This is a genomic window from Nocardioides sp. (assembly GCF_025965415.1).
Lineage (GTDB): Bacteria > Actinomycetota > Actinomycetes > Propionibacteriales > Nocardioidaceae > Nocardioides.
Window position 1 is genome coordinate 1 of record NZ_JAOPWY010000169.1, and the last position, 15182, is coordinate 15182.

Consider the following 15182-nt stretch of genomic DNA (forward strand, 5'->3'; position numbering starts at 1 on the left):
TCGGCGCCAGCCTCGTCGTCCTGCTGTTCAAGGACGAGGCCGCCCACGTCCTGGAGGGCTTCGGCTTCGGTGCCGCGCTGCTCGCGATGTTCATGCGAGTGGGCGGCGGCATCTTCACCAAGGCGGCCGACGTCGGTGCCGACCTGGTCGGCAAGGTCGAGCAGGGCATCCCCGAGGACGACGCGCGCAACGCCGCGACCATCGCCGACAACGTCGGCGACAACGTCGGCGACTGCGCCGGCATGGCCGCCGACCTCTTCGAGTCGTACGCCGTCACGCTGGTCGCCGCGCTGATCCTCGGCTCGCAGGCCTTCGGTGACAAGGGCCTGGTCTTCCCGCTGCTCATCCCGGCCATCGGTGCCCTCACCGCGGTGGCGGGTGTCTACCTGACCAAGCCCAAGGCGGACGAGAACGGCCTGACGACGATCAACAAGTCGTTCTACCTCTCCTCGGCCATCGCGGCGGTGGCGAGCATCGTGCTGTCGTACCTCTACCTCCCGGGCAGCTTCGCCGAGTTCACCAACGTCGGCGAGGGACTGGCCGGCGCCGAGGGCGACCCCCGCTTCATCGCGGCCTCCGCCGTCGTCATCGGCATCGTGATGTCCGCGGGCATCCTGGCCCTCACCGGCTACTACACCGGCACCGAGTACCGCCCGGTCAAGGATGTCGGCAAGACCTCGCTCACCGGTGCGGCGACCGTCATCCTGGCGGGCCTGTCGGTCGGCTTCGAGTCGGCGGTCTACACCACCCTGGTCATCGGTGCGGCGGTCTTCGGCGCCTACCTCCTCGGCGGCGCGGCCCTCACGGTCTCGCTGTTCGCGGTGGCGCTGGCCGGTTGCGGCCTGCTGACCACGGTCGGCGTCATCGTCGCGATGGACACCTTCGGCCCGGTCTCCGACAACGCCCAGGGCATCGCCGAGATGTCGGGCGACGTCAGCCCCGCGGACGCTCAGATCCTCTCCGAGCTCGACGCCGTGGGCAACACGACCAAGGCGATCACCAAGGGCATCGCGATCGCGACCGCCGTGCTCGCCGCCACCGCGCTGTTCGGCTCGTACGCCACGTCGGTGTTCGAGTCGCTGGCGGAGGCCAACGTCGCGCTCGACGAGGCCTACCTGCTGGACTTCAGCGTCTTCAACCCGGCGGTCATCGTCGGCGTGCTGCTCGGTGCGGCCGTGGTGTTCCTCTTCTCCGGCCTGGCGATCAACGCCGTGGCCCGCGCTGCCGGCGCGGTCGTGATGGAGGTCCGCCGCCAGTTCCGCGAGATCCCCGGCATCATGGAGGGCACCGGCCGTCCGGAGTACGGCAAGGTCGTGGACATCGTCACCAAGGACTCGCTGCGCGAGCTGGTGACGCCCGGCATCCTGGCCGTGATGGCGCCGATCGCCGTGGGCTTCGGCCTCGGCGCGACCGCGCTGGCCGGCTTCCTCGCCGGAGCCATCGGCACCGGCACGCTCATGGCCGTCTTCCTGGCCAACGCCGGTGGCGCGTGGGACAACGCCAAGAAGCTCGTCGAGGACGGCCACCACGGCGGCAAGGGCTCGGGAGCCCACGAGGCCACCATCATCGGTGACACCGTCGGCGACCCCTTCAAGGACACCGCCGGCCCGGCCATCAACCCGCTCATCAAGGTGATGAACCTCGTCTCGCTGCTCATCGCGAGCGCGGTCGTCTCCCTGAGCGTCGGCCAGGACCAGAACGACGCCCTGCGCGTCATCATCGCGGTGGTCGCGGTCGCGATCATCGCCGCCGCGGTGATCATCTCCAAGCGGCGCGAGGTCGCGATCAACGACGACGGTGACAACACCGGCTCGTCGTCGTTCACCCCGCACCACACGCCTGACCCGCACAACGCCTGACCGCACGTACGACGTCAGCGGCCCGTCACTCCCTCCGGGGGTGGCGGGCCGCTGTCATGTCCGGCGACCTCGACGCTCGTCGACGTGGGGAGGGGTCAGCTCCTCGGTGAGGCCGCCAAGCGCGGTGTGGTCGTCGGCGTCCCCGACGTGCGGACCCCGCAGCCACTGGCTGAAGGACCAGATCTCCGACAGCCGCCACTCCAGGTCGAAGAGCCGCACCATCTGGGGGTCGTGATCGACCTCGGGGCCACGGGCACCTGGGATTCCCCGTGACGTCCGGGTGGGGGACTCTGCGACGCTTGCGCCATGGACTTCACCGGGCCCCTGCGCGACGCCCTGCTCGCCGCCGACTTCACCTACGACCGGGTCGCCAAGGCGATCGGCCAGGAGGCGCACCGCGCCCTCGGTCGCAACGAGACGCTCCCGGCCCTGCGGCGTACGACGTCGGGCGGACCGCTCGACTCCCTGGTCCGGCTCTTCCTGCTGCAGACCCCGGTGAGCCGGGAGGCCGCCGACCGGGCACTCCCCGGACTGGTCGACCAGCTCTGCAACGCCGGCCTGCTCGAGCAGAGCGTCAGCGAGGTCGCCGCCCGGATGGACTGCCGTCCCTACGCCACCTCCGAGGCGGGTGAGGACCGCGACCTCTGGGTCGTCTCCGACCTGACGCCGGGGCTCGACGGGGCGCCGGTCGCGGTCGGGCGCGACCACGTGCTGGGCATTTCGAGCGCCTCGACCAGCCTCGCCCAGCTCACCATGCGCGAGCCGGTGGGCTCCGCGCTCGACCTCGGCACCGGCTGCGGGGTCCAGGCGCTCCACCTCGCCACCCACGCCGACCGGGTCGTCGCGACGGACGTCAACACCCGCGCCCTCTGGATGACCCGGCTCAACGCCGAGCTCAACGGCGTCGACGTCGACGTGCGCGACGGCTCCTTCTTCGAGCCGGTGGCGGGGGAGCGCTTCGACCTGATCTCCACCAACCCGCCGTTCGTGATCTCCCCGGCGACCGGCGAGCGCCTCGTCTACCGCGACTCCGGCCTGCCCGGTGACCGGGTGGTCGAGCACATCGTGCGGACCGGTCCCGACCACCTCACCGACGGTGGCTGGCTGCAGGTGCTCGCCAACTGGGCGATCGCCGACGGCACGCCGTGGGACGAGCGGATCGGCTCGTGGCTGCGCGAGGACTGCGACGCGCTCGTCGTGCAGCGCGAGACCCTGGACCCGGCGGCGTACGTCGAGCTGTGGCTCAAGGACAGCGGCCACCACGGCGGGCCGGACTACGCCCAGCGCTACGACACCTGGCTCTCGTGGCTGGAGGAGACCGGCGTCGAGGGCATCGGCTTCGGTTGGATCAACGTCCGCCTGGGCGGCGGGGGTCGGCACGAGCTGATCGAGTGGCCGTACGACGTCGAGCAGCCGATCGGCCCGGCGATCCACGCCTGGGGCACCGCGGTCACCGACCTGCGCGCGCTGACCGACGACGCCCTCGTGGCGAGCACCCTGCGCGCCCGCGAGGACGTGCAGCAGGAGACCGTGGGCCGGCCCGGGGCCGAGGACCCGGAGGCGATCGTCCTGCGCCAGCAGCGGGGCTTCCGCCGGGCGCGCACCGCCGACACGATCGAGGCCGCGTTCGTCGGTGCGTGCGATGGCGACCTGAGCGTCGGGCAGCTCTTCGGTGCGCTGGGGCAGCTCACCGACACCGACGCCGACCAGCTGCGGACCACCTACCTCCCGGTGGTGCGCGAGCTGCTGGGCGAGGGCTTCCTCGAGGTCGGCGCCGCCGGCTCATAGGGCCGGTGCGGTGTCGCAGGACCTCGCCTCCTCCGTGAGCGACCGGTCCCGCAGCTCGACGAGGTCGCGCCGCACCGTCGCGGACAGCAGCTCCACCCGCCCGACCGCCACGAGCGCCGGCGCCCCGGAGGCCCAGGGCCGGGCACTGTCCCAGCCGAGGCGGCGCACGTGGCCGAGCACCTGGGTGCCGCAGGCGTTCAGTGACGTCGTGCCGAGGTGGTCGGCGATCCGGACCTGGGTCACCGGGCCCTCCGGACCGATGGCGGCGTTGGCCTTGCCGACCACCCACGCGACACCCGCGGCGAGCCGGGCGGGTGTCATCCGCTCCGCGAGCTCGGGCAACCGGTCGCGCACCAGCAGCAGGCACTCGCGCAGCGGCGCGGCCAGATCGGACGGGAGCATCGACTCGCGCAGGTCGGTGAGCAGCTCGTCAGCGACCAGCCAGGGCTCGTCGGCCACCGGGTCGAGGTGGTCGCGCAGGCGCGGGAGCGCCACCGGGGAGGCGGTCATCGCCAGGAGGTCCTCGCGGCTGCCGGCGACGCAGTCCAGCCAGCGCAGGGCCTGCACGTGGCGGGGGAGGGGCGGTGGGCTCTGCAGCACCTGCGGGCGGCTGTCCTCGTCGTGGCGGCGGGCGACGTCGGCGTAGGTGCTGTCCTCGACCCGCTCGCTCCACGCGTCGACGAGGCGCCCGTCGACGAAGACGAGGTGGCTGAGCCGCCCGGCGTCGGAGAGGCGGTCGCGCCGGTCGGGCCAGAGCAGGTCGTCGGCGTAGCGGTGGTCGAGCATCGGGTCCTCCAGGGATGGGTGGGAGTCGTGGGCGTGACCACCACCGTCCCGACGCCCGCCGACAGCGGGACCGAGTTGTCCACAGGTCGCCGTCCAGGGGCCGTCATTCACAGGCGAGGGGTGCGAAAGTGGTCCGACCCGCCCGGTCCAGACCGGAATCTCGGGGCAAGTGGACGTAGTCCACGCGGGGCCCCGAACGTCGCCCGGGGTGGCGAAGTGTGGATGTGGCGCTACGGTTGCGGCGCTGGAAGCAACAGAGGGAGCAATCTGAAGTGGCAAAGCTCGTCATCGTCGAGTCCCCGGCCAAGGCCCGCACCATCGGCGGCTACCTCGGCAAGGACTACGTCGTCGAGTCCTCGATCGGTCACATCCGCGACCTGCCCAACAACGCCGCGGACACCCCGGCCAAGATCAAGGACAAGCCCTGGGGTCGGCTGGCCGTCGACGTCGACAACGGGTTCGAGCCCTACTACGTCGTGCCGCGCGACAAGAAGAGCCACATCGCCAAGCTGAAGAAGCTGGTCAAGGAAGCCGACGCCCTCTACCTCGCCACCGATGAGGACCGCGAGGGCGAGGCCATCGCCTGGCACCTCCTCGACGAGCTCAAGCCGCCGAAGGGCCTGCCGGTCCACCGGATGGTCTTCCACGAGATCACCAAGGCCGCGATCCTGGCCGCGGTCGAGAACCCGCGCGAGATCAACGACGACCTCGTCGAGGCCCAGGAGGCGCGCCGCATCCTCGACCGCCTCTACGGCTACGAGGTCTCTCCGGTGCTGTGGAAGAAAGTCATGTCCGGCCTCTCCGCCGGCCGCGTGCAGTCGGTGGCGACCCGCCTGGTGGTCGACCGGGAGCGCGAGCGGATGAAGTTCCGCGTCGCCTCCTACTGGGACCTCGACGCCACCTTCGACGCCGGCACCGGCCACGACCCGCGGATGTTTCCCGCCAAGCTCTACAGCGTCGACGCCGTGCGCGTCGCCCGCGGCTCCGACTTCGACAACACCGGTGTGCCCAAGGGCAAGGGCGAGCGCGTCCACCTCTCCCGCGCCGACGCCGAGACGCTGGCCGCCGGCCTCAGCGACACGTCGTACGACGTCCGCTCGGTCGAGTCCAAGCCCTACCGCCGCTCGCCGTACGCCCCCTTCCGCACCACCACGCTGCAGCAGGAGGCCAGCCGCAAGCTCGGCATGAGCGCGAGCGTGACGATGTCGGTCGCGCAGCGGCTCTACGAGAACGGCTACATCACCTACATGCGCACCGACTCCACGACGCTCTCGGGCGGCGCGGTCGGTGCGGCGCGCGACCAGGTCCGTGAGCTGTACGGCGCTGAATACCTGCCGGACTCGCCGCGCACCTATGCCTCCAAGGTCAAGAACGCCCAGGAGGCGCACGAGGCGATCCGCCCGGCAGGCGAGTCGTTCCGCACGCCCGCCCAGACCGGCCTCTCCGGGGAGCAGTTCCGCCTCTACGAGCTGATCTGGATGCGCACCGTCGCCTCGCAGATGAAGGACGCGGTCGGCAACTCGGTCACGATCCGCATCGGCGGCGCCGCGGCCGACGGTCGCGACGTGGTCTTCAGCTCCAGCGGTCGCACGATCACCTTCCACGGCTTCCTCAAGGCCTACGTCGAGGACATCGACGACGCGTCCAAGCGTCGCGACGACGCCGAGACCCGCCTGCCCAACCTGACCGAGGGGGCCGCGGTGTCGGCCGCGACGCTGACCCCCGAGGGCCACGAGACCAAGCCGCCGTCGCGCTACACCGAGGCGACGCTGATCAAGGAGCTCGAGGACCGCGAGATCGGCCGCCCGTCGACGTACGCCTCGATCATCGGCACCATCCTCAACCGCGGCTACGTCTACAAGAAGGGCACCGCGCTCGTCCCCGCGTGGCTCGCCTTCTCGGTGATCCGGCTGCTCGAGGAGCACTTCCCGCGCCAGGTGTCCTATGAGTTCACCGCCTCGATGGAGGACGTGCTCGACGAGATCGCCAACGGCCAGCGCGACCGTGCGACCGAGCTCGGCGAGTTCTACTACGGCGCCGGCGAGGTCGTCGGCCTCAAGACGCTGGTCACCGACCTCGGCGACATCGACGCCAAGGAGATGGCGACCTTCGCGATCGGCACGCCGGAGGACCAGATCAACCTCCGCGTCGGCCGCTACGGCCCGTACGTCGAGGGGCCGCCGCCCGAGGAGGGCGAGGGCGCCCCGATCCGCGCCAACGTCCCCGACGACCTGCCGCCCGACGAGCTGACCGTGGCCAAGGCCCGCGAGCTGCTCGCCAACCCGGCCGGCGAGGAGCAGGTCGTGGGCAACCACCCCGACACAGGTCTCCAGATCGTCGCCAAGAACGGCCGCTTCGGCCCCTACGTCACCGAGCTGCTGCCCGAGGACGCGCCCAAGAGCGCCAAGCCGCGCACCGGCTCGCTCTTCAAGTCGATGACCCTCGACACCGTCTCGCTCGAGGAGGCCGTCAAGCTGCTCGACCTCCCGCGGGTGGTCGGCACCGACGAGGACGGCACCGAGATCACCGCGCAGAACGGTCGCTACGGGCCCTACCTCAAGAAGGGCACCGACTCGCGCTCGCTCACCAGCGAGGACCAGATCTTCGACATCACCCTCGACCAGGCCAAGGCGATCTACGCCCAGCCCAAGGCGCGCGGTCGCGGGGCGGCGACGCCGCCGCTCAAGGAGCTCGGCAACGACCCCGTCTCCGGCCAGCCGGTCGTGGTGAAGGCGGGTCGCTTCGGCGAGTACGTCACCGACGGCGAGTTCAACGCCACGCTTCGCAAGGACGACACCGTCGAGTCGATCACCCTCGAGCGCGCTGCCGAGCTGCTCGAGGAGCGGCGCCAGCGCGGCCCGGCCAAGAAGACGGCCAAGAAGGGCGCGAAGAAGGCTCCCGCGAAGAAGACGGCCGCCAAGAAGACCGCTGCGAAGAAGACCGCTGCGAAGAAGACGCCCAAGAAGGCTGCGGCCAAGAAGTCCTAGCTCGACGCCGGCTGACCCGGCTCCGCCGTCGTACGGACCGAAGGGGCAGTACGCCGTCGCGCGCACGCGTGGATCGGCCCGGCCTCCGGTCGTTCGGTCCGCTCGACCGCGTGACCCGGACGCTCGGGTACGGAGTGTGGGCGCCCGCCCGTAGGGTGTGCGACGTGAGCGCCGGCGTCTTCTCAGAGCACGGCCTCTTCGTCTGCTTCGAGGGGGGCGAGGGGGCCGGCAAGTCCACCCAGTCGACGCTGCTGCGCGACTGGCTGGTCGAGCGGGGCCACACCGTGCTGCTCACCTTCGAGCCCGGCGACACCGAGGTCGGCAAGGAGCTGCGGCGGATCGTGCTCGACCCGGCCACCGGCGAGCTGTCCGACCGCACCGAGGCCCTGCTCTACGCCGCCGACAAGGCCGAGCACGTCGACCACGTCGTGGTGCCCGCGCTCGACCGCGACGAGGTGGTGATCACCGACCGCTACGTCGACTCGACCCGGGCCTACCAGGGTGCCGGCCGCACGCTCGACGTCGCCGAGGTCGAGGCCGTGGCCCGCTGGGCCACGCACGACCTGCGCCCGCACCTCACCGTCGTGCTCGACCTGGCGCCGGAGGCGGGGCTCGGCCGCTTCGACGAGCGCGACCGGATCGAGGGGCAGTCGCTGGAGTTCCACCAGCGGGTGCGCCAGGGCTTCCTCGACCTCGCGGCCGCCGACCCCGACCACTACGTCGTCCTCGACGCCCGCGCCGAGATCGAGGAGATCGCGAGCGCGATCCAGGAGCGCGTCGCGCCGTTGCTGGAGCGGGCATGAGCGTCTGGGACGACCTGGTGGGCCAGGAGTCCGTCCTGGAGACGCTCCGCCACGCCGCCGCCGGTGAGGGGATGACCCACGCCTGGCTCTTCACCGGCCCGCCCGGGTCGGGACGGTCCAACGTGGCCCGGGCCTTCGCAACAGCGCTGCAGTGCGAGAGCCGTACGGGCTGCGGGACGTGCGAGGCCTGTCGCCTCGGCATCAGCGGCTCCCACCCCGACATCAAGTGGGTCAAGTCCGAGACGTCGGTCCTCTATGTCGACGACATGCGCGACCTGGTGCAGGCGGCCGCGAAGTTCCCGTCCATCGGGCGGTGGCAGATCGTCGTGATCGAGGACGCCGACCGGCTGGGCACGCCCGAGAACCCCCGGACCGGCAACGCGCTGCTCAAGGCCATCGAGGAGCCGACGCCCAAGACGGTCTGGCTGCTGTGCGCGCCGACCCGCGCCGACGTGCTGCCGACGATCGCGTCGCGCTCGCGCCACGTCACCTTGTCCACCCCCACCGGAGAGCAGATCACCGACTTCCTCGTCAGGACCGGGATCGATCCCACCGTGGCGTCCTTCGCCGCCCGCGCCAGCCAGGGGCACATCGGCCGGGCCCGGGCGCTCTGCGTCGACGAGGGCACGCGGACCCGCCGCCGCGAGATCGTGTCGCTGCCGGCGAGGCTGACGAGCATCGGCAGCTGCATGACGGCAGCCACCAACCTCAACGACCTGGCCAAGGAGGAGACGGAGGCGATCACGGTCGAGACGGAGCAGCGTGAGCTCAAGGACCTGCAGGCGATCTTCGGGTCCGAGCGCAAGGACCTCGCCAGCCGGTCCTACCGGGCGGCTCTCGGCTCGCTGGAGAAGCTCCAGAAGCAGAAGGCCAAGCGGCGCGTCCTCGACGTCATCGACCGGGCGCTGATGGACCTCGTCTCGGTCTACCGCGACGCGATCGCCCTCGCCGTGGGCGCTCCGGGCCTGCTGGTCAACGAGGAGCTGCGCGGCGACGTCGCCGTCCTCGCCCGCGCCGCGTCACCCGAGCAGCTGGTGCGGATGATCGACGCGATCTTCACCGCCCGCGAACAGATGCTGGAGTTCAACGTGCCGCCACAGCTGGCGCTCGAGTCGATGGCGGTCGCCCTGCGACTGCCCGGAGGTCGTCAGTGAAGAAGGCCCTCGCCCTCATCGCGGTGTTCGCCCTGGCCCTGACGACGTTCGTCGCGATCGGCCTGGCGCTGCAGGGCGGTGAGTCCTACCCGCCGAGCGTGCGGCGCACGCCGTCGCCGACCACGCCACCGCCGGCCACCGTGACGCAGCCGCCCGAGCCCGCGCTCGCCGACTTCTACTCCCAGCGCATCGACTGGTCGCCGTGCGAGACCAACGCCGACCACGACTGCGGCACCCTCACCGTGCCGATCGACTACGCCGAGCCGCAGGGCGAGACCCTCGAGCTCGCGCTGCTGCGGGTGCCCGCGAGCGGCGCGCGCGTCGGCTCGATGGTGGTCAACCCCGGCGGCCCCGGCGCCCGCGGGACGTCGTACGCCGAAGCGGCCGGGCGGGTCTTCCGCGAGCCGCTGCTGCAGAGCTTCGACGTCGTGGGCTTCGACCCGCGCGGCACCGGCGCCTCCGACCCGATCGACTGCCTGAGCGACGCCGAGCTCGACGCCTACATGGCCGGCGACCCGACACCGGACGACCCCGCCGAGGTCGCGCAGTACGAGGACTCGGTCCAGGACTACGGCGCCGCCTGCAAGGCCGGCTCCGGCCCGATCCTCGGCCACGTCAGCACGATCGAGGCGGCGCGCGACATGGACGTCCTGCGCTCGGCGCTCGGCGAGGAGCAGCTGACCTACCTCGGGGCGTCGTACGGCACGGAGCTGGGTGCGACCTATGCCGAGCTCTTCCCCGACAAGGTCGGCCGCCTCGTCCTCGACGGCGCCGTCGACGTGGCCCTCGACCCGACCACTATGGCGACCGACCAGGCGGCGGGCTTCGAGACCGCGCTGCGCGCCTACGTGCAGAACTGCCTCGACTCGACCGACAACTGCTTCCTCGGCGACAGCGTCGACGAGGGGCTCGCCACGATCACCGACCTGCTGGCGTCGATCGAGGAAGAGCCGCTGCCCGCGGGCGACCGCGAGCTCGCGGTCGGCAACGCGTTCTACGGCATCGTCACGCCGCTCTACAACCGCGACTACTGGTTCCTGCTGAGCACCGCGCTGGCCTCCGCGCTCGAGGGCAAGGGCTCGGCGCTGATGCAGCTGTCGGACGCCTACGCCTCGCGCAACCCCGACGGGTCCTACGCCGACAACTCGATGGAGGCCAACTATGCGATCAACTGCCTCGACGACCCGGCCGCGGTGAAGGCCGAGGACGTGCCGTCGCTCTACCCCGCCTTCGAGGAGGCCTCGCCCACCTTCGGCCGCATCTTCGCCTGGGCGATGACCGGGTGCGCCGGCGTCCAGGTCACGTCGAGCGAGAAGCCGCTCGACATCCGCGGCGAGGGCGCCGCGCCGATCCTGGTGCTCGGCACCACCCGCGACCCCGCGACGCCGCTGAAGTGGGCGCAGGCGCTGGCCGCGCAGCTCGAGTCGGGCGTGCTCGTCGAGCGCGACGGTGACGGCCACACGGCGTACAACTCCGGCAACGAGTGCATCGACTCGATCGTCGAGGACTACCTGATCGACGGGACTGTCCCGGACGACCCGACCCGCTGCTGAGGCGGAGGTCCGTCTCAGCCCTCGAGTGCGGCGTCGAGCGTGATGTCGACCCCGGCGAGCGCCTTGCTGATCGGGCAGCCGGCCTTCGCCTTGTCGGCCGCCTCCTTGAACGCGGCGTCGTCGAGGCCCTCGACCTCGCCGCGCACGGTCAGCACGATGCCGGTGAGCTTGAAGCCGCCGGCGTCCTCGTCGGGACCGAGCGTCACCGCGGCGGACACGTCGAGCGAGTGCACGGTGCCGCCCGCCTCCACAGCGAGGTTGGACAGCGACATCGCGTAGCAGGCCGAGTGCGCGGCGGCGACGAGCTCCTCGGGACTGGTGGTCCCGTCGGCGTCGTCGGCTGCACGCTTCGGGAACGACACGTCGAAGGTGCCCACGCCGGAGCTGGTGAGCTCGACCTGGCCGGAGCCGTCCTGGAGGCCGCCGTTCCAGGCCGTGCGTGCGGTGCGAGTGGGCGTCTTGTCTCCTGGGATGTGGTGGATGCGTGAGGTTGCGAACGTATCCGGTGCCACCCACCCCCCGGATTTCTGTCCGGGCCAGCGCTCTCCGTATAGTTGCCCGCGGTCCATCGAGCACGCTCGGCGGACCACGCCGCCTTAGCTCAGTCGGTAGAGCGAGTCACTCGTTATGACTAGGTCGTCAGTTCGATTCTGACAGGCGGCTCCGACGCCCCGGGGACCCGAGACCCCGGGGCGTCTCTGCGTTCCCCTGACGGGGTCTGGTGACGCGTAGCGAGTGGTCATGGCGAACCTCCCTGGACGTGCGTGGACTGCTGCGGATTGTCCGACCTCGTGCGGAAATCGGTGGTGCGAATCCTTGCCTCATGCTCTGGGTACTCCGCTCATTGCAGAAGTACCCACACCGTGCGCGGAGGTAAGGGACGCATCGAGCTAGCCATCGTCGTGCGCCCTGCGGGACTTCAGGCCTGTAGCCCCGCTCGATCTCGCTGAGATAGGTCTGGCTGATGTCGGCGAGGTCGGCCAGTTCGGCCAGCTGCAGGCCAGCGCGGGTGCGGCGCGCGCGAATCTGAGCGCACAGCAGGAGACGACCCGTCGCTGTTCGGCCCTCATCGGCTGGCATGCATGGCCGCTAGCGCGCTTGTGAGATCTGCCGAGACGGGGTGCCGCCGATCGCCTGCTATGACACTCCGCAGTTTCGGTCCTCGTTCTGGGGTCCGTAATGTGGACAGCTGAGGCGTCGCCTGTGCCTTCCCAAGAGCCTGGAAGACGACACGTTCAGTGGCTTGCCGGGTGTGCTCGACGATCAGGCCATACAGGGTTTCGGCGGCCAATGCGTCCGTCCCTCCGACCACGCGTCCGCTTCGCGCGGCGTCGCGCTCGCCGTTTCAGCGAAGTACTAATTTCGGCAGGGGGACGGTCGGAGGCGTCATGCCCGAGGAGGCGTGCACCGCCGGATCGGTGGTGGTGGTCACGGTGGCCCTCTCGGCTTGCGGACCTGTCATCACGTAGTGACGGGCATACGGCGGGTGGTGTTGCACTGCACGATGCGCAAACCGCAGGTGGTTCGCGCTCCCGGCCCGGGCGCGACGAAAGGGCGGCACCCGGTCGCCCAGGTGCCGCCCTTTCAGGTGTGGCTCAGTCGCAGGTCAGGGGACGATCACCGGCTGCGAGCCAGCGTTGGTCGGGTCGGAGCCGGCGTCGACCTCTTCCTTGTCGGTGTAGCCGTCGTCGTCGGTGTCGGTGTCGCGCGGGTCCGCCTCGTGGGTGAACTCGGACCAGTCGCCCAGGCCGTCACCGTCGGTGTCCTGGACATGCGGGTCGGAGGTGTACGTGCGGCCGTCGCGGCCGTACGTGACGCCGTTGACCTCCCAGCCGTCGGAGGCGTCGTCGCCATCGGTGTCGTAGTCGTTGGGGTCTGTCTCAGCCCAGATCTCGTCCCAGTCGCCGAGGCCGTCCGCGTCGGTGTCGGGAAGCTGCGGGTCGGTGGCATAGAGGTCGACCTCGTTGCCGTCGTTGAGCTGGTCGCCATCGGTGTCGAACTTCGTCGGGTCGGAGTAGTTGATCCGGCCGTTGCGGTCGGTTCCGTTGACCTCGTCGCCGTCGTTGAGCTGGTCGCCGTCGGTGTCCGAGGCGGACGGGTCGGTCCACGGTCCGAGGTTGAGGCTGATGCCGTAGTGCTCCTGGCTGTCGGTCAGGCCGTCGCCGTCGGTGTCGACGAGCTTCGGGTTGGAGACATAGATGACGCCGATCGGGTTCTCCCGACCGTTCACCTCATCGCCGTCGGAGACCTCATCGCCGTCGGTGTCCCAGTTGAGTGGGTCGGTGCCGAGGTCGAGCTCGACGTTGTCGTCGAGGCCGTCGTTCTCGGAGTCGGCGTACTGCGGGTCGGTGCCGTAGGTGTTGACCTCGGCGTCGTCACTCAGCGTGTCGCCATCGGTGTCCGTCTTGGTCGGGTCGGAGTAGTAGGTCTGGTCGCCGACCTCGATGCCGTCGACCTCCTCACCGTCGGTGAGGGTGTCGCCATCGGTGTCGGCCTTGGTCGGGTCGGTGTCGTAGAACTGGACCTCGTGACCGTCGCGGAGCGTGTCGCCGTCCGTGTCCTCCTTCGTCGGGTCGGTGCCGTAGGTGTTGACCTCGTCGCCGTCGAGGAGGTTGTCGTGGTCGGTGTCGTTCTCGACGGGGCTGGAGCCGTAGGTGTTGACCTCGTCGCCGTCGTCCAGGCCGTCCTCGTCGGTGTCGACGACCAACGGGTCGGTGTAGTGGGTGTAGAACTCGGAGCCGTCGGTGAGGTCGTCGCCGTCGGTGTCGGCCTTCAGCGGGTCGGTGCCGGAGTAGAAGGCCTCGATGCGGTCGCCCAGGCCGTCGTCATCGGTGTCGGCCTTGTTCGGGTCGGTCCCGAAGTCGGCCTCCTCGGCGTTGTTGAGGCCGTCGTTGTCGGAGTCGACCAGGTAGGCCGGGACGTCGTCGACGACGTTCGGGTCGGATCCCTGCTGCACCTCAGTGAGGTCGCTGCGACCGTCACCGTCGGAGTCAGCCTTGGTCGGGTCGGTCTTGAACAGGGCGACCTCTTCGCCGTCGCTCAGGCCGTCACCGTCGGAGTCGGTCGTCAGCGGGTCGGTCTTGTGGACCTTGACCTCGTCGCCGTCAGAGATGCCGTCGCCGTCGGAGTCAGCCTTGGTCGGGTCGGTGCCGCGGGTCCGCTCCTCGGAGTCGGTCAGGCCGTCGTTGTCGGTGTCGGGATCAACCGGCGGGACCACCACGACGACCTCGTCCTTCACGAGCGGGTCGGTCTTGTCGATGCGGAGCTCGCGGTAGTCGTCACGACCGTCGCTGTCGGTGTCCTTCACGAGCGGGTCGGTCTTGAACTTCCGGATCTCGGCCTTGTCGCGGAGCCGGTCACCGTCAGTGTCCTTGTTCTTCGGGTTGGTCTTGAACCGCACCAGCTCGGCTCGGTCGCGCAGCCCGTCGTCGTCGGTGTCCTTGGACTGCGGGTCGAGCTTCGTGCGGAACTCGACCAGGTTGGTCAGCCCGTCGCGGTCCTTGTCGTTCTTCGCGTCCTTCTTCTTGGCGGGGTTCAGGCCGTTGGCCCGCTCCCACCTGTCAGACATCTTGTCCCGGTCCCGGTCGACCATCGCCGCGGCGTGCGCGGGGGCGACGAGCAGCAGGCTGGAGGTCACAGCAAGGGCGGACAGGGACAAGACGAGGCGCATCGGGCGGCTGGGCTTGGAGCTCATGGGAGACCTAACGGTTGAAGTCGGAGGCTGGTTGGCCGGTGCCCCGCTGGATCTGGTTCGCGTCCGAAGATGACGCTCAGCGGGGAGTGTTGACCATCACGATGCGCAAACCTGGGACGGTGCAGGCTCCCGGGCTGCGGCAAGCGAGGAGGGGGCGGCACCCCGGCTCGGAGTGCCGCCCTCTCAGGTCAAGCATGTGCTGGTGGATCAGGGGGTGTTGGGGCTGTTCGGGTCGTTCGGGTCGTTCGGGTCGCTGCCGTAGGTGTAGATCTCCTCGTGGTCGGAGAGGCCGTCGTCGTCGGAGTCCGTGTCGTTCGGGTCCGTCAGGTAGGCGATCTCCGTGCCGTCGCCGACGGAGTCGCCGTCGGTGTCCCAGTTGGTCGGGTCGGTGTTGTAGGTGTTGACCTCTTCGCCGTCCTTCAGGCCGTCGCCGTCGGTGTCGGCCTTGGTCGGGTCGGAGTTGAGGGCGTAGATCTCCTCGTAGTCGGAGATGTTGTCACCGTCGGTGTCGACCTTGTTCGGGTCGGTGCCGAACTGGTTGACCTCGGGGCCGTCGGC

General features: G+C 70.3%; 12 protein-coding genes and 1 tRNA gene. 7 read left to right on the forward strand and 6 right to left on the reverse strand.

What is annotated here, in order from left to right; genetic code table 11:
- Window positions 1–1859: sodium-translocating pyrophosphatase (locus JWN97_RS17990; protein WP_297625914.1), on the forward strand; the 1859-nt coding region annotated here is incomplete at its 5' end.
- Between the two features lie 54 nt (window positions 1860–1913).
- On the opposite strand, the gene JWN97_RS17995 is transcribed toward JWN97_RS17990, so the two are convergent.
- Window positions 1914–2081, reverse strand: coding sequence for a hypothetical protein (locus JWN97_RS17995; RefSeq protein WP_297625917.1), 168 nt, complete (start codon window positions 2079–2081; stop codon window positions 1914–1916).
- A gap of 84 nt (window positions 2082–2165) precedes the next feature.
- Here JWN97_RS17995 and JWN97_RS18000 point away from each other — a divergent pair, with 84 nt between their 5' ends.
- The gene (locus JWN97_RS18000) at window positions 2166–3647 is read left to right on the forward strand and encodes a class I SAM-dependent methyltransferase (RefSeq protein WP_297625919.1); all 1482 of its coding nucleotides are present in this window, start codon (window positions 2166–2168) and stop codon (window positions 3645–3647) included.
- Here the strand turns inward: JWN97_RS18000 and JWN97_RS18005 are convergent.
- A complete protein-coding gene (locus JWN97_RS18005) occupies window positions 3642–4433 on the reverse strand; it encodes a hypothetical protein (RefSeq protein WP_297625922.1) in 792 nt (263 codons plus the stop codon). The two genes, JWN97_RS18000 and JWN97_RS18005, sit on opposite strands and share 6 nt — an antisense overlap.
- Window positions 4434–4705: 272 nt before the next feature.
- On the opposite strand from JWN97_RS18005, the gene topA reads away from it, so the two are divergent.
- From topA to JWN97_RS18025, 4 genes are all read left to right on the forward strand, one after another.
- Window positions 4706–7420 (forward strand): type I DNA topoisomerase, encoded by a 2715-nt coding sequence (topA, locus tag JWN97_RS18010; RefSeq protein WP_297625925.1) that lies wholly within the window; start codon window positions 4706–4708, stop codon window positions 7418–7420.
- Between the two features lie 164 nt (window positions 7421–7584).
- Window positions 7585–8223: a dTMP kinase gene (tmk, locus tag JWN97_RS18015; RefSeq protein ID WP_297625928.1), complete on the forward strand. Its 639-nt coding sequence runs from the start codon at window positions 7585–7587 to the stop codon at window positions 8221–8223.
- Window positions 8220–9377: a DNA polymerase III subunit delta' gene (locus JWN97_RS18020; RefSeq protein WP_297625930.1), complete on the forward strand. Its 1158-nt coding sequence runs from the start codon at window positions 8220–8222 to the stop codon at window positions 9375–9377. Before tmk ends, JWN97_RS18020 begins: the two co-directional genes overlap by 4 nt.
- Window positions 9374–10930: an alpha/beta hydrolase gene (locus tag JWN97_RS18025; RefSeq protein WP_297625933.1), complete on the forward strand. Its 1557-nt coding sequence runs from the start codon at window positions 9374–9376 to the stop codon at window positions 10928–10930. Before JWN97_RS18020 ends, JWN97_RS18025 begins: the two co-directional genes overlap by 4 nt.
- A 14-nt stretch (window positions 10931–10944) precedes the next feature.
- Here the strand turns inward: JWN97_RS18025 and JWN97_RS18030 are convergent, their stop codons facing one another.
- Window positions 10945–11442, reverse strand: a complete 498-nt coding sequence (locus JWN97_RS18030; RefSeq protein WP_297625936.1) for an OsmC family peroxiredoxin — start codon at window positions 11440–11442, stop codon at window positions 10945–10947.
- Window positions 11443–11520: 78 nt separating this feature from the next.
- Here JWN97_RS18030 and JWN97_RS18035 point away from each other — a divergent pair.
- Window positions 11521–11593, forward strand: a tRNA-Thr gene (locus JWN97_RS18035).
- Here JWN97_RS18035 and JWN97_RS21300 read toward each other — a convergent pair.
- From JWN97_RS21300 to JWN97_RS18045, 3 genes are all read right to left on the reverse strand, one after another.
- Window positions 11570–12010: a helix-turn-helix transcriptional regulator gene (locus JWN97_RS21300; protein ID WP_363321312.1), complete on the reverse strand. Its 441-nt coding sequence runs from the start codon at window positions 12008–12010 to the stop codon at window positions 11570–11572. The two genes, JWN97_RS18035 and JWN97_RS21300, sit on opposite strands and share 24 nt — an antisense overlap.
- A 526-nt stretch (window positions 12011–12536) precedes the next feature.
- Window positions 12537–14624: a binary toxin-like calcium binding domain-containing protein gene (locus tag JWN97_RS18040; RefSeq protein ID WP_297625938.1), complete on the reverse strand. Its 2088-nt coding sequence runs from the start codon at window positions 14622–14624 to the stop codon at window positions 12537–12539.
- Between the two features lie 207 nt (window positions 14625–14831).
- The coding region (locus JWN97_RS18045; RefSeq protein WP_297625947.1) for a binary toxin-like calcium binding domain-containing protein at window positions 14832–15182 on the reverse strand (351 nt) is incomplete at its 5' end.

What these genes read in the sequence shown, in the direction of transcription:
- JWN97_RS18000 (WP_297625919.1), top strand. Translation starts at nt 2,166, where the DNA reads ATGGACTTCACCGGGCCCCTGCGCGACGCCCTGCTCGCCGCCGACTTC.
- JWN97_RS18040 (WP_297625938.1), bottom strand. Translation starts at nt 14,624, where the DNA reads ATGAGCTCCAAGCCCAGCCGCCCGATGCGCCTCGTCTTGTCCCTGTCC.
- JWN97_RS21300 (WP_363321312.1), bottom strand. Translation starts at nt 12,010, where the DNA reads ATGCCAGCCGATGAGGGCCGAACAGCGACGGGTCGTCTCCTGCTGTGC.
- JWN97_RS18005 (WP_297625922.1), bottom strand. Translation starts at nt 4,433, where the DNA reads ATGCTCGACCACCGCTACGCCGACGACCTGCTCTGGCCCGACCGGCGC.
- JWN97_RS18020 (WP_297625930.1), top strand. Translation starts at nt 8,220, where the DNA reads ATGAGCGTCTGGGACGACCTGGTGGGCCAGGAGTCCGTCCTGGAGACG.
- JWN97_RS17995 (WP_297625917.1), bottom strand. Translation starts at nt 2,081, where the DNA reads ATGGTGCGGCTCTTCGACCTGGAGTGGCGGCTGTCGGAGATCTGGTCC.